Source organism: Amycolatopsis sp. Poz14 (assembly GCF_006704225.1).
Taxonomy (GTDB): domain Bacteria; phylum Actinomycetota; class Actinomycetes; order Mycobacteriales; family Pseudonocardiaceae; genus Amycolatopsis; species Amycolatopsis nivea.
Genome location: NZ_JACLHD010000001.1, coordinates 3478632 through 3496677 on the forward strand (window position 1 = coordinate 3478632; position 18046 = coordinate 3496677).

An 18046-nucleotide genomic window follows, 5' to 3' on the forward strand; every position below is an offset into this window, starting at 1 on the left:
GTCCGGCTCCCGGGCGGCGAGGATGGGTCCCGCACCCCGATTCCTTGGAGGCTCCCGCGATGACCGCCTATCCGCCGCTCCCGTTCGACCCCGAGCTCGCCGCGGCGCTCGAAGTGCTGGCGGCCGAGCGGCCGCCGATCAAGACGCTCGAGTCGATCCCGGCGGTGCGCGCGGCCGCGGCGAAGCGGCAGATTTCGCTGGAGGAGATCACCGCCGACGGGTCCCTCGAAGTGTCCGAAGTGGACGCCGAGGGCCCGCGCGGACCGATCCCGCTGATCGTCGCGCGGCCGGCCGGGGCGGTCGACGTCCCGGTGCTGTACTGGCTGCACGGCGGCGGCATGATCATCGGCGGACACAAGGGCGGCGACCTGTACTTCCTCAAGGAGTACGCGACCGAACTGGGCCTCGGCTTCGTCTGCGTCGACTACCGGGTCGCGCCCGAGCATCCGCATCCGGCACCGGTCGAGGACTGCTACGCCGGCCTGGAATGGACGGTCAAGCACGCCGCCGAGTACGGCTTCGACTCCTCCCGCGTCGTGATCGGCGGCGCGAGTGCGGGCGGCGGCCTCGCGGCGGGAACGGCGCTGCTCGCCCGCGACCGCGGCGGACCGGACCTGATCGGCCAGCTGCTCGTGTACCCGATGCTCGACGACCGCAACGACTCGCCGTCGGCGATCCAGATGGCCGAGATGGGCAGCTGGGACCGCGCCGCGAACCACGTCGGCTGGACCGCGCTGCTCGGCGACGCTCGCGGCGGCCCGGACGTGTCGCCCTACGCCGCGCCCGCGCGCGCCGAAGACCTGTCCGGCCTCCCGCCCGCGTTCCTCGACGTCGGGAGCACCGAGACCTTCCGCGACGAGGTCATCGCCTACGCGAACCGGCTGTGGCTGTTCGGGGTGCAGGCGGAACTGCACGTCTGGCCCGGCGCCTTCCACGGCTTCGACGGCTCGGCTCCGCAGGCGGCGCTGTCGCAGCAGGCCCGCGCCGAGCGGACGCCGTGGCTGCGGCGGCTGCTCGGCTGAACCGGACGAGCGATGATGGACCGATGAGGGAGCTGGTCACGCATCTGAGCGCGCTCGATCCCGGCGCGGCCGAGACGGTCAAGGTCATCGCCTATTTCGACCGGCTGGTCGAAGGCCGCGCCGGGCTCGAGCCGATCGTGCGCGGGGCGGCGGTGCTGTCCGGCTGCCCCGCGCGGCTGGCCGACGACGAACGCCGGGTGCGCGTCCGCGTCGAACCGGACGGGCGCGTCGTGCCGTCGGCCGGACCGCCCGATCCGGAATGGCCCGCCGCTCCGGTGCGTCCCGACGGGCCGGTCGCGCTGTGGCTAGAACGGCCCGGCCCGGCGAGCCCGGTGGACGCGATGGTGCTGGAACGCGCGTCGGCCGCAGCTCGGGCGGTCCTGGACCGCACCCGTGGCCGGGTCGTCGATCCGGCGTCCGTGGAAGTGGTGCTCGACGCATCGGCGGACGAACGAACCCGGCTTCGCGCCGCGCATCGGCTTGGGCTCGGCGCCACCGCGCGAGCTGTCGTGACCGACGCGGTCCCGCTGGTCGTCCCTCCACAGTGGACTCCGCCGGAACGGGCCCGGGTCGGCCTTGGCACTGTCGTGGACCTGGCCGACCTGCCGGTGTCCGGCGAACAAGCCCGGACGGCTTTCCGGTTCACCGCAGCCGAAGACGACCCAGGACCGTCCGTTGTGGACTACGCCGAACTCGGCGGACTGGCCGTGCTTGCCGACGCGGTGGGACCCCGCACCAAACCGGTCGCGGACGTCGCCACCCTGGAGCACGCCCGCGCGGCGGCCCCGTGGGTGTTGCCCACGCTGGTCGCCGTCGCGGGCGCTCCGAGTCTGCGCGGCGCCGCGAACACGCTGGTAGTGCACCATTCGACCCTGCAGGAGCGCCTGGCCCACGCCGAGCACCTGCTCGGCTGGCCAGTGCGCGATCCCGCCGGCCGGTTGCGGTTGCAGCTGGCTATCGCGCTGTGGCGGCTGCACCGCACCGGCTGATCACGGGGTGAGCAGCGGCAGCAACGGCTTCCGCACCGCCGTCGCGACCCCGTCCGACTCGGCAGCCGCGGCGATCCGCTCGTCCGTCGGCGTTCCGTACGACGTGGTCCGCTGCCGCAGCGGACGCCCGAGCGGCTCGACCATCGCGCGCATGTCGCTGATCGTCTTGTACGACCCGTTCGCCGCGCCCGCCATCCGGCTGATCGTCTCCTCCATCAGCGTGCCGCCGATGTCGTTGACGCCGCCCTGCAGCACCGCCCGGCTGCCTTCCTCGCCGAGCTTCACCCAGGAACTCTGGATGTTGTCGAAGGTGCCGTGCAGCAGCAGCCGCGACAGCGCGTGCACCGCCCGGTTCTCGCGCAGCGTCGTGCCCGCGCGGGCGAGCCCGGCCAGGTAGATCGGCGAGCTCTGGTGGATGAACGGCAGCAGCACGAACTCGCTGAACCCGCGCCGCCCGTTGCGTTCCACGCCTTCGCGCTGCAGTTTTGCCAGCAGTTTCAGGTGCCCGACCCAGTGGCTCGGGTTGTCCACGTGGCCGTACATCATCGTCGCCGTGGTCGGCAGCCCGATCTCGTGCGCGGTGGTGACCACCTCGATCCACGCGTCCGTCGGCAGCTTGCCCTTGGTGAGCACCCACCGGACGTCGTCGTCGAGGATTTCCGCCGCGGTGCCCGGCAGCGAGTCCACTCCGGACTCCTTCGCCCGGATCAGGAAGTCGCGAATGGACAGATTCGTCCGCGACGCGCCGTTCACGACCTCCATCGGGCTGAACGAGTGCAGGTGGATGTCCGGCTGCCGCCGCTTCACCTCGGCCGCGAGGTCGAAGTACGCGGTGCCCGGCAGATCCGGGTGGATGCCGCCCTGCATGCAGATCTCGGTCGCGCCCGCGGCCCACGCTTCGTCCACCCGGTCGCCGACCTGCTCCAGCGACAGCGTGTACGCGTCCGCGTCGGTCTTCCGCTGCGCGAAGGCACAGAACCGGCAACCGGTGTAGCAGACGTTGGTGAAGTTGATGTTCCGCGTGACGACGAACGTGATGTCGTCCCCGACCACCTCGCGCCGCAGGTCGTCGGCCAGTTTCGTGAGCGCGTCCAGCTCCGGCCCGTCCGCGTGCAGCAAGGCGAGCGCGGCGTCGTCGGACAGCCCGGCGGGGTCCTTTTCCGCGCTGCGCAACGCATCCCGGATGTCGGTGTCGAACCGCTGCGGTCCGGTCTTGATCTTCCGGCCGATCTCTTTCCAGTCGCCGTAGACCGAATCGAAGTCGCCCCGGCGGTCCTCGGTGCGGCCGGTGGTGTCGATCTCGGTGTGCAGATCGGTGCGCCCGGACTCCTGCCAGCCGCCGTCCGGCTCCTGCCACGGGATCCCGACCGGCATCGCGCCGTCGCGGGCCAGCCCGGTCTCCCCGTCGACCAGCGCCGCGACGTGCCGCGTGACGCGCGGGTCCAGCCACGGCTGGCCGCGCTTCACGTACTCCGGGTAGATGGTCAGCCGCTCGCGGAGCTCGAAACCGGCCTTCTCGGTCTGCCGCGCCAGCAGGTCGATCTGCGGCCACGCGCGTTCCGGGTTCACGTGGTCCGGCGTGAGCGGTGAAACGCCGCCCCAGTCGTCGATGCCCGCGCGGATCATCAGGTCGTACTGGTCGCCGATGAGGTTCGGCGGCGCCTGGATGCGCATCCGCGGACCCAGCACCAGCCGGGCCACGGCGATGTTCGCGGCCAGTTCTTCGAGGTCAGCGTCCGGGGTCGCGCGCATCTTCGTGTCCGGCTTGGCCCGGAAGTTCTGCACGATGACTTCCTGGATGCCGCCGTACTCGCGGGCGGTCTTGCGGATCGCGAACAGCGCGTCGGCACGCTCCTCGTGCGTCTCGCCGATCCCGATCAGCACTCCGGTGGTGAACGGCACCGAGCTGCGGCCGGCGTCCTCGAGCACGCGCAGCCGGACCTCGGGATCCTTGTCCGGCGAGCCGTAGTGCGGCCCGCCCTTCTCGCTCCACAGCCGGCGCGCGGTGGTCTCCAGCATCATGCCCATCGACGGCGCGACCGGCTTGAGCCGCTGGAAGTCCTGCCAGCTCATGACACCCGGGTTCAGGTGGGGCAGCAGGCCGGTCTCTTCGAGCACCCGGATCGCCATCGCGCGGACGTAGGACAGCGTGTCGTCGTAGCCGTGCGCGTCCAGCCACTCGCGCGCGGCCTTCCAGCGGTCCTCCGGCCGGTCGCCGAGGGTGAACAGGGCTTCCTTGCAGCCCATCTCGGCGCCCTTGCGGGCGATGTCGAGGACCTCGTCCGGCGACAGGAACGGCGATTCGAGCTTGCCGGGGACGGTGACGAAGGTGCAGTAGCCGCACCGGTCCCGGCACAGCCGAGTCAGCGGGATGAACACCTTGCGGCTGTAGGTGATGATCCCGGCGCGACCGGCTTCTTCGAGGCCCGCGTCGCGGATGCGGGAGGCGTGGTCGGACAAAGTCTTGAGGTCGTCGCCGCGGGCGTGCAGCAGCACGGCCGCCTCGGCGACGTCGAGCGTCTTCCCGTCTCGCGCCCGGGCGAGCGCACGGCGCATGGCCGACGGGGTGGGCGTGGTCACGCCAGCTTCGGGCTCCATTCCCGCCACGCTAGGACCCGGCCGCCGCGACCAGCCAGCTCTTAGCCCGCCACCCGCCGCGCGACCGGCCCGAGGTGATCATTAGCGCAGGTTGCGGGCTTGTCGGCGACGGCTGGCGGCGGTATTACCTAAAGGGTGGCGTCAGTGATCGGGAAGCGCATCGGCGGGCGGACGTACTACTACCTCGCCGAGTCCGCGCGCGTCGACGGCAAGCCGCGTGTGGTCGGCCAGCGGTACCTCGGGACGGCCGAGGACATCGCGGCGGCGGTCGCGGGCGGCGGTCCCGAGGCGGCTGGCGCGCGCCATCGGTCGTTCGGGGACGTTTCCGCCGTGTGGGGGACGCTGCAGCGGCTCGACCTCGTCCGGCGCGTTGATTCCGTGGCTGGGCCGCAGCGTGCTCGGCCGACACTCGGTCTCCATGTCGCGCTTGCCGTGCTGCACCGGGCGACCGCGCCGGAGACTGAGTTCGAGGAGTGGTGGACCGGCTGTCTCGCGCAGGATCTGGTTCGGCCCCGGCCGCCTAAGGGTTCGATCACGACGGCTGGGCATTGGCGGGCGTTGCAGCGGCTTACCCCGGAACGGATCGCTGCGGTGGAAAGTGTGGTGGCGGAAGCGGTTCTGGATCTTCTTGGCGATGACGGGACGGAGGCGCTGGCGGTTGATGTGGCGCAGTTCGCCGCGTTTACCGCTGCGGATTGCACGTTGCCGTCGGCTTGTCAGGACGTGCTGGCCGGGCTCGGGTTGGTCGTCACGCGGGATGGGGCGATTCCGTTGGCGTCCCGGGTTTATCGGAGGGAGAACGCGCCGACCTTCGGTGCGCTGGCCGCTGAATTAGGGGAGCGGCATACGTTGGTTTTCCACTCCGGGCAGGCTGCGCAGCTCGATCTCGGCGCGCGGACCGGGTTTGTCGGGTCGCTTCCGTTGGCGGATCATCCGGAGTTGCTTGCGCGGCCCGCGTCGGTGCGGCGGCGGGTGGATCCGGAGCGGTTTGCCGGGCTGACTGCTTTTGACACCGTGGCGACTGTGGACGGTGCCCGGAGACGGGTGATCCTTCTTCATTCCGCGACGCTGCACGCGGCGCAGTATCGGGCGTTCACCAGTGAATTGAGCACTACGGTGCGGGAGCTTGACGGGCTGGCTGCGGCGCTGGCGGCCGGGACTCATCGGGGGGACCGGACGCAGGTGCACGCGGAGATGTCGCGGATTATCCGTGGTCGGCGGGTGGAGCGGGTGCTGAATACTGCTCTTACTGGCAACCGTGCTGGGGAACTGCGGTTGGAGCGGCGGGTTGACGAGGCTGCGGTCGCTCGGTTGGCGGAGGAGTTTTTCGGGAAGCAGATTTTGGTGACGGATCGGGATTGGCCGGTTGCTGAGGTTGTGACTGCTTATCGGGCTCGGACTTACCTTGACTCGACGTTTCGGTGGTTGACCGGGTCTGCGGTGGCTGGGCCTTCGCCTCGGTGGGAGTGGACTTCGCATCGGATCGCGGTGCATGCGTTGGTGTCTGTGCTCGCTGCGACGGTCACGCATCTGATGCGGCGGGAGGCGGATCGGGCTGGGATGAATCTTTCGGTGGCCGAGTTGCTGGATCAGTTGCGGGGGATCGGGGAGACCGTGTTGCGGCATCGGTCTACTGGGGGGAGGCCGCGGACTCGGCGGATTTTGTCTGATCGGACTGGGCGGCAGCAGGCGTTGTTCGAGTTGTTCGGGTTGGAGAGGTTTGGGCCTGCTTGAGGTTCGGCTCGTTGCCTGGCGGCGACATTGCGCGCCCGTTGGTTGCGTGGGGCACCCCGAAGGTTGATTGTGCTGACGGTTCGGGGGTGCTTGTCAAGGCGGGAAAGATGCCTTGACAAGCACCCCCGAACCGCAGGGGAGCTTCGTATCGGGGTGCGGGGGTGGTGTGGGTGCCTCGCTCGTTGGGTGCGTCGGTGCCTGTTTAGGGCCGTGAGGGGAACCCTGAGGGAATCAGAGTCAATGAGGGTGGCCCTCACGTGCGTTGGCTCAGTTTTCGCGGTCGATGTTCAGGGCGGAGAAGGTTTGCACGACCGGCATCAGTTCGATGACGTTGATGTTCACGTGTGCTGGCTGGGAGCTTGCCCAGAAAACTGACTCGGCGACGTCGTCTGCGGTCAGCGGGGTGGTGCCTGCGTAGACGTTGTTCGCCTTGGCCTGGTCGCCGCCGAAGCGGACGGTGGAGAATTCTGTGCCGCCTACCAGGCCCGGTTCCACGTTCGTCACGCGGACGCCGGTGCCGCGCAGGTCGGAGCGCAGGTTGAGGCTGAACTGGTGCACGAACGCCTTCGTCGCGCCGTAGACGTTCGCGCCGGGGTAGGCGTAGCTGCCTGCGACCGAGCCGATGTTGATCACGTGTCCGGCGCCGCGTTCGACCATGCCGGGCAGTACTGCGCGGGTGAGGTGGACGAGACCGGTTACGTTGGTCTCGATCATCTGGTCCCAGTCTTCCAGCTTCGCCTCGTGCGCGGGTTCCAGGCCCTTCGCGAGGCCGGCGTTGTTGACCAGGATGTCGATCTTCGCCCACTCCTCGGGCAGCTGCGCGACGACATCCGCGACGGCGGCCGGGTCGCGTACGTCCAGGACCAGCGGGTACACCGCGTCGCCCAGTTCGTCCGCCAGCGTCTTGAGCCGGTCGCCGCTGCGGGCCGCGGCGACGACCCGCGCGCCTTCCGCTGCGAACCGGCGCGTGATCGCTGCACCGAAGCCGGCGCTGGCGCCGGTCACCAATACGGTCTTCATGGAGTGCGTCACCGTTCTTCCGCGTGGTCCTGGTCCAGGAAGCGGCCGAACACGTCGTTGAACTCGGCCGCGCGCTCCAGGTTAGGCAGGTGCCCCGCGCCGTCGAGCACCACCAGCTCCGAGCCAGCCACGAGCCGGTGCAGCAGCTGCGCGTCGGCGACCGGAGTGAACTCGTCCTCACTGCCCACCGCGACCAGCGTCGGCACGCTGACCTGCTTGAGCGAATCGCGGTAGTCGGGGCGCTTCGCCCGGGCCCGCAACGCGGCCGCCGCGCCTGTCGCCGGTGCGTGGCGCATCATCTTCCGGACGTGCCCGGTCACCTCGGGGTTCTCGCGGAAAGTGCCCGGCGACACCATCTTCGGCAACAGCTCGTCGGCGTACGCGGTCATGCCTTCCGCGAGCACCCGGTCCGCGGCGTGGTTGCGGGTCACCTTTCCTTCGTCGGTCTCGGGCTCGGCGAACGTGTCGGCGAGCAGCAGCGCGGCAATGCGCTCCGGGCAGTCCCGGACGGTCTGCATCACGATCTGCCCGCCCATCGACAGTCCGCCCAGCGCGAAGCGTTCGATGCCGAGGTGATCGGCCAGCCCGACGAGGTCCTCGGCGAAGTCTTCGAGCCCGCGAACCGCTGGACCGGTGCTTTCCCCGTATCCCCGCAGGTCAGGCACCACGACTCGGCGGCCGTTGCGGGCGAGGTGCTCGGCCTGCGGACCCCACATGGACCGGTCGAACGGGTGCCCGTGCACGAGAAGCACCGGGACCTCCGACCGCGGTCCGAGGTCGTCGTAGGCGATCCGGGCGCCGGAGGGGAGAAGGACTGTCTGCATGGTCCCGACGCTAATCGGGGCGATTTCTCCGTGCAATAAGGTGCAATGTAGTCGGAGCAATGTTTTTCTAGCGCAGCTTCGCGAAGAACTGCCGGACGTCGCCCGCCCACAGGTCCGGCACCTCCTGCGCCGCGTAATGCCCGCCGCGGCCGTACTCGTTCCACGACACGAGGTTCCGGCGATGTTCGGTGAACACGCGGATCGACGGCAGGTCGCCGGGAAACTGCGCGACCCCCAGCGGCACCGGATTGCGGCCTTCGGCGGGCGTCTCCCGGGCTTCCTCTGCGTAGATCCGGATCGCCGAACCCGCCGTGCCGGTCAGCCAGTGGATCGTGACGTGGGTGAGGATCCCGTCCGCGTCGAGGCCGTGGTCGTGCATCGCCTGCGCGTTCCAGCCGAGCAGGCCGACGGGGGAGTCGGACAACGCGTGCGCGAGCGTCTGCGGCTGCTGCGCCTGGACGACGCCGTAGGACGCTTCGTCGGCGAAGTAGCGGTGGAACGCGTCCCACGCGGCTTTGTCCTTGTCGGACAGGTCGGCAATCCACTGTGGATCGTCGTCCGGCGGCGGATCCCAGGTCTGCGTCACGTGCGCGCCGATCACGTGTTCCGGCGCTATGCGACCGACCTCCGGCGCGATCCCCGAACCCCAGTCGTTGCCCGCGGTCCCGTAGTGCTCGTACCCGAGCCGGCGCATCAACTCCGCCCAAGCCCGCGCGATCCGCTGCGGACCCCAGCCGGTGTCGGTCGTCGGTCCGGAAAAGCCGAATCCCGGCAACGACGGCAGCACGACGTCGAACGCGATCGACGGATCAAGCCCGTGCGCGCGAGGGTTGCTCAAGGGCCCGACCGCGGCCAGATACCCCGCCGCAGAGCCCGGCCAGCCGTGACTGAGGATCAACGGGATCGCGTCCGGCTCCGGCGAACGAGCGTGCAGGAAATGCACGTTGCTGCCGTCGATCGTGGTCGTGAACTGCGGATACTCGTTGAACCGCCGCTCCCAAGCCCGCCAGTCGTAGCGGTGTCGCCAGTGCTCGGCCAGCTCGCGTACCCGGCCGACGCTGACGCCGTACCCCTGATCACCGCCGACCGGCTCCGGCGCCCACCTTGTCCGGTCGAGCCGTTCTCGCAGGTCGACCAGGTCTGCCTCGGGGATCTCCAGCCGGTACGGCCGGATCTCGTCAATCATGCTCAGCTCCTTTGGAGAGCCGCCGGGCGCAGGCGTTGAGATACCGCACCTGGCGGATGTTCGTGGCGAGTTCAGCCGCGCGCAGGTACGCACTCCGCGCCGCTTCGCGGTCGCCCGCCTTTTCCAGAAGATGTGCGCGCGCCGCATAGAACCGCCGGTCCCGGTGGTCCAGCGCGTCGAGCAGTCCAAGCCCGGCGGCGGGTCCGTCCGCCATCCCGACCGCGACGGCGTGGCTCACCTTCGCGACCGGACTCGCCGAAACCTTGAGCAGCAGCCGGTAAAGGCCGACGATCTGCCGCCAGTCGGTCTCCTCGGCGGTGGCGGCCTCGTCATGGACCGCCGCGATCGCCGCCTGCAGCTGATACGGCCCGACCGGCCCGCGCGGCAACGCCGCCGTCACCAGCTCCACCCCGCGCCGGATCGACTCGGTCTTCCATCGCGTCCGGTCCTGCTCGTGCAGCGGAACCAGCTCGCCCTGCGCGGTCACTCGCGCCGGCGACCGCGCGTCCGTCAGCAACATCAACGCGAGCAGCCCCGTGGCCTCGCTGTCGTCCGGCAGCAAGGCAGCCGTCATCTCGGCAAGCCGGATCGCCTCTCTTATGAGGTCGCCGCGGCGCAGATCTGGCCCCGACGTCGCCGAGTACCCCTCGGTGAAAATCAGGTACAGGACATGCAGGACGGCATCGAGCCGCTCGCGGCGCGTTTCTTCCGGCGGCATCCGGAACGGCACGCCGCTGTCCTGGACGGTCCGCTTGGCTCGGGAGATCCGGCGGGTCATCGAGTCCTCGGACGTGAGGAACGCCCGCGCGATCTCCGCCGTCGTGAGCCCGCCGACGGCCCGCAAGGTGAGCGCGACCTGCGACGCCACCGAGAGCGACGGATGGCAGCAGAGCAGGAGCAGGATCAAGGTGTCGTCCCCGGCCTGCTCGCCGACCTCCTCGCGCGCGGCGCGGATCTCCCGCTCGCGTCTTGCCTGGTCAGCGCGGAGCAGATCGATCAGCTTCCGGCTCGCGACCTGCAGCAGCCAGCCGAAGGGCCGCTCGGGAATCCCCGTCTCCGGCCACCGCTGGGCGGCTGTGAGCAGGGCTTCCTGGACCGCGTCCTCGGCCGGGTCGAACCGCCCGTAGCGGCGGACCAGCGCGCCCAGCACCTGCGGCGCCAGGGTGCGCAGGGTGTCGTCGAGCGTGGCCGGGAGGGAGGGGTCGGTCATCTCTGCCGCCTCGGTCGCTTGGTTCCTCTGGGTTCAGAGTTCGCTGTCGTTCCCCATCACCGGCCGGACCACGACCCCGGCGTCGGCCAGCCGTCCCGGGGCTTTGAGCAGTCCCGCCGCGATGTCGGTCGCCCGGTCGATACTGGCGCAGTCGACCATCCAGTACCCGGCGATGACCTCCTCGGTCTCGCCGAACGGCCCGTCGGTGACGACCGGAGCCCCGTCCCGCAGCTGGAGGCGGCGCGCCAGCACGGGAGCGGCGAGCCCCTGGGTCTCGACCAGTTCTCCCGAATCGGCCAGCGCCCCGGTGAACCCGGCGAGGAACTCGTCGACCGCCGCCATTTCCGCCGGGGTCGCCCCGCCCTCCTTGCCGCTGAGGTGGTCGTAGTCCTGCTGGTTGCCGTACGCCAGGATCAGGTACTTCATCGGATGCTCCCTCTGTCTTCTGTCTCGCATGGCCGTCAGTCGGGGAAAGAACGAAGCCGCCTGCCCCGCACCGGACATCGTCTCGACGTTCTTCTGGGTGACCCGGGTCACTCGCTGGTTCGGCGCTCATGATGCCTCCGAACCGCCCGCCCTCGGTGTCGTCCGGCGCGGGCACGCCGATGTCCAGCGGCAATCGGCTCTCGCCGGCGCCTCGCTCGGCAAGCGGGTCTCGGCATTCACCGATAACGCGAGCCGCCCGTTCTTCCGCATTACGGCATCCGCGACCCGATAAGCCACCGGATTCGCCGCGCTCCGGTCCGCCGGATCGGGGCCGCGGCGCCCGCCGGATCGGCCGCAGCGGGCCTATTCGGCCGGTTGACCTGCGAAGATCGCATTAAGGGACCCCCCTGTTTAGGGCCGTTTTGAGCCGTGTAATCTTCTCTTCGTCGCCAGGGAAACCGGGCGGCCGCCGGGACACGAACCAAGCTCTCGCCTCTAGGGTGATTGAGTGGGTGTCCCACCAAAAACTGCTAGGAATGACCGCTTCGGTCAGGCTCGCCCTCACGGGGGTTGGGTTTGGTTCGGGGTGTGTTGCTTGAGAACTCAACAGTGTGCTAGTGAACTAAGCCAGTAGAGCTTAATATGAAACCCCCTCGTCGGGGTTTCCTTTGAGAATATTGATTGAGAATAGTCTCGATCGAACTGTTCATTGTTGGAGAGTTTGATCCTGGCTCAGGACGAACGCTGGCGGCGTGCTTAACACATGCAAGTCGAACGCTGAACCGGTTTCGGCCGGGGATGAGTGGCGAACGGGTGAGTAACACGTGGGTAATCTGCCCTGTACTCTGGGATAAGCCTGGGAAACTGGGTCTAATACCGGATACGACCACTACAGGCATCTGTGGTGGTGGAAAGTTCCGGCGGTATGGGATGAACCCGCGGCCTATCAGCTTGTTGGTGGGGTAATGGCCTACCAAGGCGACGACGGGTAGCCGGCCTGAGAGGGTGACCGGCCACACTGGGACTGAGACACGGCCCAGACTCCTACGGGAGGCAGCAGTGGGGAATATTGCACAATGGGCGCAAGCCTGATGCAGCGACGCCGCGTGAGGGATGACGGCCTTCGGGTTGTAAACCTCTTTCGCCAGGGACGAAGCGCAAGTGACGGTACCTGGATAAGAAGCACCGGCTAACTACGTGCCAGCAGCCGCGGTAATACGTAGGGTGCGAGCGTTGTCCGGAATTATTGGGCGTAAAGAGCTCGTAGGCGGTTTGTCGCGTCGGCTGTGAAATCTGGAGGCTTAACCTTCAGCGTGCAGTCGATACGGGCAGACTTGAGTTCGGCAGGGGAGACTGGAATTCCTGGTGTAGCGGTGAAATGCGCAGATATCAGGAGGAACACCGGTGGCGAAGGCGGGTCTCTGGGCCGATACTGACGCTGAGGAGCGAAAGCGTGGGGAGCGAACAGGATTAGATACCCTGGTAGTCCACGCTGTAAACGTTGGGCGCTAGGTGTGGGCGACATTCCACGTTGTCCGTGCCGTAGCTAACGCATTAAGCGCCCCGCCTGGGGAGTACGGCCGCAAGGCTAAAACTCAAAGGAATTGACGGGGGCCCGCACAAGCGGCGGAGCATGTGGATTAATTCGATGCAACGCGAAGAACCTTACCTGGGCTTGACATGCGCCAGACATCCCCAGAGATGGGGCTTCCCTTGTGGTTGGTGTACAGGTGGTGCATGGCTGTCGTCAGCTCGTGTCGTGAGATGTTGGGTTAAGTCCCGCAACGAGCGCAACCCTTATCCTACGTTGCCAGCGCGTCATGGCGGGGACTCGTGGGAGACTGCCGGGGTCAACTCGGAGGAAGGTGGGGATGACGTCAAGTCATCATGCCCCTTATGTCCAGGGCTTCACACATGCTACAATGGCTGGTACAGAGGGCTGCGATACCGCGAGGTGGAGCGAATCCCTTAAAGCCGGTCTCAGTTCGGATCGCAGTCTGCAACTCGACTGCGTGAAGTCGGAGTCGCTAGTAATCGCAGATCAGCAACGCTGCGGTGAATACGTTCCCGGGCCTTGTACACACCGCCCGTCACGTCATGAAAGTCGGTAACACCCGAAGCCCATGGCCCAACCCGCAAGGGAGGGAGTGGTCGAAGGTGGGACTGGCGATTGGGACGAAGTCGTAACAAGGTAGCCGTACCGGAAGGTGCGGCTGGATCACCTCCTTTCTAAGGAGCACAACACATCCCAGTCATCGTGCTGGGAGTGGCCGGAGCTTAGGCCTCGAATGCAGGTCTGTTCTGGTTGCTCAAGGAATTGTGGAACTACTGGTTATGGGTTCTCGCGGTGGTGATGCCGCCGACTTAGTACTGCGGGGCTTCGGCTTCGCGTGGAACGGCGGCCGCGGATCCGGGCGGGTTCTTGTTCACTCAGCACGCTGTTGGGTCCTGAGGCAACACACGTTGTTTCTGGTGTGGTGTTTGAGAACTGTAGAGTGGATGCGAGCATCTTTGTGGTCAAGTTGTTAAGGGCACATGGTGGATGTCTTGGCTTCAGGAGCCGATGAAGGACGTGGGAGGCTGCGATATGCCTCGGGGAGCTGTCAACCGAGCTGTGATCCGAGGATTTCCGAATGGGGAAACCCAGCACCAGTGATGTGGTGTTACCCGCCGGTGAATATATAGCCGGCGCGGAGGGAACGCGGGGAAGTGAAACATCTCAGTACCCGCAGGAAGAGAAAACAAAAGTGATTCCGTGAGTAGTGGCGAGCGAAAGCGGAAGAGGCTAAACCGTTTGCATGTCAAGCTGTCAGGCGTTGTGCAGGCGGTGTTGTGGGACCCAGCGTCGAGGATCTGACAGTCCTCGGAATGTGCGCGCGTGTTAGTGGAACCGCTTGGGATGGCGGACCGGAGTGGGTGAGAGTCCCGTACGCGAAAACATGTTGCGTGTGTTTGTCTGGTGTTCCCGAGTAGCAGCGAGCTCGTGGAATTTGCTGTGAATCTGCCGGGACCACCCGGTAAGCCTAAATACTTCCTGAAGACCGATAGCGGACGAGTACCGTGAGGGAAAGATGAAAAGTACCCCGGGAGGGGAGTGAAAGAGTACCTGAAACCGTGTGCCTACAAGCCGTCAGAGCGTTTCGGCGTGATGGCGTGCCTTTTGAAGAATGAGCCTGCGAGTTAGTGCTGCGTGGCGAGGTTAACCCGGGTGGGGTAGCCGTAGCGAAAGCGAGTCTGAATAGGGCGATTGAGTCGCGTGGTCTAGACCCGAAGCGGAGTGATCTACCCATGGCCAGGGTGAAGCGACGGTAAGACGTCGTGGAGGCCCGAACCCACTTAGGTTGAAAACTGAGGGGATGAGCTGTGGGTAGGGGTGAAAGGCCAATCAAACTCCGTGATAGCTGGTTCTCCCCGAAATGCATTTAGGTGCAGCGTCGCGTGTTTCTTGCCGGGGGTAGAGCTACTGGATGGTCTAGGGGCCTTACCGGGTTACCGAAATCAACCAAACTCCGAATACCGGTTAGTGAGAGCGCGGCAGTGAGACGGCGGGGGATAAGCTTCGTCGTCGAGAGGGAAACAGCCCAGAACACCAGCTAAGGCCCCTAAGTGTGTGCTCAGTGGGAAAGGATGTGGGATTGCCCAGACAACCAGGAGGTTGGCTTAGAAGCAGCCACCCTTGAAAGAGTGCGTAATAGCTCACTGGTCAAGTGGTCCTGCGCCGACAATGTAGCGGGGCTTAAGCACACCGCCGAAGCTGTGTCATTCGTGCAATACATCCGCAAGAGCTTTCGGGTTCTTGTGCAGTGGTGTGGATGGGTAGGGGAGCGTCCTGCATCCAGGGAAGCGGCCGCGGAAGCGAGTCGTGGAGGGTGCGGGAGTGAGAATGCAGGCATGAGTAGCGAATGCAGAGTGAGAAACTCTGCCGCCGGATGACCAAGGGTTCCTGGGCCAGGCTAATCCGCCCAGGGTAAGTCGGGACCTAAGGCGAGGCCGACAGGCGTAGTCGATGGACAACGGGTTGATATTCCCGTACCCGAGCATGTGCGCCCATGGCGAGGCGGTTGACACTAACCACCCGAAGCCGCGGTTGAAGTCTTCGGACGGATTCCGTGTGTGGAGCGTGGGACCTGATTCCGTAGTAGTCAAGCGATGGGGTGACGCAGGAAGGTAGCTCCGCCAGGCGATGGTTGTCCTGGTGTAAGCGTGTAGGCCGTCATGTAGGCAAATCCGCATGGCATATAGGCTGAGACGTGATGCGTAGCCGTTTGAGGCGAAGTGGGTGATCCTATGCTGTCGAGAAAAGCCTCTAGTGAGTGCATGCACGGCCCGTACCCCAAACCAACACAGGTGGTCAGGTAGAGAATACCAAGGCGATCGGGTGAACTGTGGTTAAGGAACTCGGCAAAATGCCCCCGTAACTTCGGGAGAAGGGGGGCCAAGCATCTTGAAGTCCCTTGCGGACGGAGGGGTGGTTGGCCGCAGAGACCAGCGGAAAGCGACTGTTTACTAAAAACACAGGTCCATGCGAAGTCGCAAGACGATGTATATGGACTGACGCCTGCCCGGTGCTGGAACGTTAAGAGGACCGGTTAACCCACTTTGTGGGTGAAGCTGAGAATTTAAGCGCCAGTAAACGGCGGTGGTAACTATAACCATCCTAAGGTAGCGAAATTCCTTGTCGGGTAAGTTCCGACCTGCACGAATGGCGTAACGACTTTCCGGCTGTCTCGACCACAGGCCCGGCGAAATTGCATTACGAGTAAAGATGCTCGTTACGCGCGGCAGGACGGAAAGACCCCGGGACCTTTACTATAGTTTGGTATTGGTTTTCGGTTCGGCTTGTGTAGGATAGGTGGGAGACTGTGAAGCGCTCACGCTAGTGGGTGTGGAGTCGTTGTTGAAATACCACTCTGGTCGGATTGGGAATCTGAACCTCGGACCATGATCTGGTTCAGGGACAGTGCCTGATGGGTAGTTTAACTGGGGCGGTTGCCTCCTAAAGGGTAACGGAGGCGCCCAAAGGTTCCCTCAGCCTGGTTGGCAATCAGGTGTCGAGTGCAAGTGCACAAGGGAGCTTGACTGTGAGACAGACATGTCGAGCAGGGACGAAAGTCGGGACTAGTGATCCGGCACCTCCTGGTGGAAGGGGTGTCGCTCAACGGATAAAAGGTACCCCGGGGATAACAGGCTGATCTTGCCCAAGAGTCCATATCGACGGCATGGTTTGGCACCTCGATGTCGGCTCGTCGCATCCTGGGGCCGGAGTAGGTCCCAAGGGTTGGGCTGTTCGCCCATTAAAGCGGCACGCGAGCTGGGTTTAGAACGTCGTGAGACAGTTCGGTCCCTATCCGCCGCGCGCGCAGGATACTTGAGGAAGGCTGTCCCTAGTACGAGAGGACCGGGACGGACGGACCTCTGGTGTGCCAGTTGTCACGCCAGTGGCATGGCTGGTTGGCTATGTTCGGAAGGGATAACCGCTGAAGGCATCTAAGCGGGAAGCCTGTTCCAAGATGAGGTATCCCACCCCTTTGTGGGTTAAGGCCCCCAAGAGACGATTGGGTTGATAGGCCAGAAATGGAAGCACAGTAATGTGTTGTCGAGTTGACTGGTACTAATAGGCCGAGGACTTGCCCACAAAGATCGCTCGCATCCACTCTACGGTTCTGAAACACCACACCGGCCCCACCATCAAAGGTGGTGGGTGTGTGTTGTTTCGGAGTGTTTCGGTGGTTTTAGCGTCAGGGAAACGCCCGGTCCCATTCCGAACCCGGAAGCTAAGCCTGACTGCGCCGATGGTACTGCAACCGAAGGGTTGTGGGAGAGTAGGACACCGCCGAACTTAATTTAAGAAAAAGGGGCGGGGCTCCGGTTGAGAACCTGAAAAGGTTTTCCCGGAGCCCCGCCTCTTTTTTCATGCCCAAAAAACCGGCGGACCGTGAGAACGGCCCGCCGCCCTCACACCGGCCGGCGCAGCAAATACGTGTCCATGATCCACCCGTGCCGCTCCCGAGCCGCGGCCCGCGTCTCCCGGATCTTCGTCGCCAACGCCTCATCCAGTGGTCCGGACAGCAGGATCTCGTCCGGAGTCCCGACGTACGCACCCCAGTAGATCCACAGCCCCTGATCCGCGTACTGATCGAACGTCGTGTGCGCGTCGAGCAGCACGAAGACGTCGTCGGCGTCACTCGGCCAGCCCTCGGCCAACCGGCGACCGGTCGTGAGCTGCACGGCGCGGCCGATCTGGTTCATCGTCGTGCGATGCCGGGCCACCAGCGCGGAGATGCTGCTGATCCCCGGCACGACCTCGTAGTCGAACGCCACGTTCCCGCGCGCCAGCACGGCCTCGATCAACGCGATGGTGCTGTCGTACAGCGCCGGATCGCCCCAGACGAGGAAGGCGCCGGTCTCGCCGTCGGCCAGTTCGTCGCGGATCAGCTGCTCGTAGACGTCGGTGCGGAGCTGATGCCAATCAGCGACCGCGGTGCGGTAGTCGGCAGGCTTCCGGTCGCGATCGGGGTCCTTCGCGCTCACCACGCGATACCCCGGGCGGCTCACGAACCGCTCCAGTATCTCCTGGCGCAGCTGCACCAGGTCGGCCTTCGCGCTGCCCTTGTCGAGCACGAAGAAGACGTCGACGCGATTGAGCCGGTCGACCGCCTGCACCGTGAGGTGTTCCGGGTCGCCGGCACCGATCCCGATCGCGTAGATCTTCCGCATCCTTGCAGTCTCTCCCGGCGGGTAACCGGGTTCACGACAGGGTCCCCTGGCATGCCGCTACCCCCTAGGGGTATAAAGGAGGAGCAAGCGGAGAGACGATAGGGAGTGTGGCGATGACCGAAACGACTTACACCGTCGAGGGCATGACGTGCGGGCACTGCGTCGGATCGGTGAAAGAGGAGGTAGGCGGCCTGGCCGGCGTGCAGACGGTCGACGTCGACCTCGCCACCGGCGCCGTGAAGGTCACCAGCGTGGAGCCGATCTCGCGCGAGGCCGTCGAGGCCGCCGTCGCTGAGGCCGGCTACCAGGTCGTCGCGTAA

13 protein-coding genes and 3 rRNA genes are annotated in these 18046 nt (G+C 65.9%); 8 read left to right on the forward strand and 8 right to left on the reverse strand.

Annotated features, from left to right (window positions below; translation table 11 throughout):
• The first annotated feature begins 59 nt into the window (after positions 1-59).
• Complete coding sequence (locus FKO37_RS16760) at positions 60-1022, forward strand: alpha/beta hydrolase fold domain-containing protein (protein ID WP_238604955.1); 963 nt, start codon at positions 60-62, stop codon at positions 1020-1022.
• Between the two features lie 23 nt (positions 1023-1045).
• Positions 1046-2011 carry a helix-turn-helix domain-containing protein gene (locus FKO37_RS16765; protein ID WP_238604956.1) on the forward strand — a complete coding sequence of 322 codons (966 nt, stop codon included), beginning with the start codon at positions 1046-1048 and terminating at the stop codon, positions 2009-2011.
• Here FKO37_RS16765 and FKO37_RS16770 read toward each other — a convergent pair whose 3' ends face one another.
• A complete protein-coding gene (locus tag FKO37_RS16770; RefSeq protein WP_255806992.1) occupies positions 2012-4609 on the reverse strand; it encodes a bifunctional FO biosynthesis protein CofGH in 2598 nt (865 codons plus the stop codon).
• A 141-nt stretch (positions 4610-4750) separates the two neighbouring features.
• Positions 4751-5029, reverse strand: a complete 279-nt coding sequence (locus FKO37_RS16775) for a hypothetical protein (protein ID WP_238604957.1) — start codon at positions 5027-5029, stop codon at positions 4751-4753.
• Positions 5030-5041: 12 nt separating this feature from the next.
• Between FKO37_RS16775 and FKO37_RS16780 the strand changes: the two genes are divergently transcribed.
• Positions 5042-6343 carry a transposase gene (locus tag FKO37_RS16780; protein WP_238604958.1) on the forward strand — a complete coding sequence of 434 codons (1302 nt, stop codon included), beginning with the start codon at positions 5042-5044 and terminating at the stop codon, positions 6341-6343.
• 267 nt (positions 6344-6610) lie between these two features.
• On the opposite strand, the gene FKO37_RS16785 is transcribed toward FKO37_RS16780, so the two are convergent.
• From FKO37_RS16785 to FKO37_RS16805, 5 genes are all read right to left on the reverse strand, one after another.
• A complete protein-coding gene (locus tag FKO37_RS16785; RefSeq protein WP_134662476.1) occupies positions 6611-7363 on the reverse strand; it encodes an SDR family oxidoreductase in 753 nt (250 codons plus the stop codon).
• 8 nt (positions 7364-7371) lie between these two features.
• Complete coding sequence (locus tag FKO37_RS16790) at positions 7372-8187, reverse strand: alpha/beta fold hydrolase (RefSeq protein WP_238604959.1); 816 nt, start codon at positions 8185-8187, stop codon at positions 7372-7374.
• 67 nt (positions 8188-8254) lie between these two features.
• The gene (locus FKO37_RS16795; RefSeq protein ID WP_238604961.1) at positions 8255-9373 is read right to left on the reverse strand and encodes an epoxide hydrolase family protein; all 1119 of its coding nucleotides are present in this window, start codon (positions 9371-9373) and stop codon (positions 8255-8257) included.
• Complete coding sequence (locus FKO37_RS16800; protein WP_238604962.1) at positions 9366-10583, reverse strand: RNA polymerase sigma factor; 1218 nt, start codon at positions 10581-10583, stop codon at positions 9366-9368. Before FKO37_RS16800 ends, FKO37_RS16795 begins: the two co-directional genes overlap by 8 nt.
• 33 nt (positions 10584-10616) lie before the next feature.
• Complete coding sequence (locus FKO37_RS16805; protein WP_238604964.1) at positions 10617-11009, reverse strand: YciI family protein; 393 nt, start codon at positions 11007-11009, stop codon at positions 10617-10619.
• A 28-nt stretch (positions 11010-11037) separates the two neighbouring features.
• Here FKO37_RS16805 and FKO37_RS16810 point away from each other — a divergent pair, with 28 nt between their 5' ends.
• The 4 genes from FKO37_RS16810 (at position 11038) to rrf (ending at position 16848) form a co-directional block, all read left to right on the forward strand.
• Positions 11038-11301, forward strand: a complete 264-nt coding sequence (locus tag FKO37_RS16810) for a hypothetical protein (RefSeq protein ID WP_134730579.1) — start codon at positions 11038-11040, stop codon at positions 11299-11301.
• 417 nt (positions 11302-11718) lie between these two features.
• Positions 11719-13238 (forward strand): 16S ribosomal RNA (locus FKO37_RS16815).
• A gap of 286 nt (positions 13239-13524) precedes the next feature.
• Positions 13525-16644, forward strand: a 23S ribosomal RNA gene (locus tag FKO37_RS16820).
• An 87-nt stretch (positions 16645-16731) separates the two neighbouring features.
• Positions 16732-16848: ribosomal RNA gene (gene rrf, locus FKO37_RS16825) — 5S ribosomal RNA — on the forward strand.
• Together the 16S, 23S and 5S rRNA genes form the textbook arrangement of a ribosomal RNA operon.
• 116 nt (positions 16849-16964) lie before the next feature.
• Here the strand turns inward: rrf and cobF are convergent.
• A complete protein-coding gene (cobF, locus tag FKO37_RS16830; protein ID WP_238604966.1) occupies positions 16965-17726 on the reverse strand; it encodes a precorrin-6A synthase (deacetylating) in 762 nt (253 codons plus the stop codon).
• Between the two features lie 113 nt (positions 17727-17839).
• Here cobF and FKO37_RS16835 point away from each other — a divergent pair, with 113 nt between their 5' ends.
• Positions 17840-18046 (forward strand): heavy-metal-associated domain-containing protein, encoded by a 207-nt coding sequence (locus FKO37_RS16835; RefSeq protein ID WP_043829400.1) that lies wholly within the window; start codon positions 17840-17842, stop codon positions 18044-18046.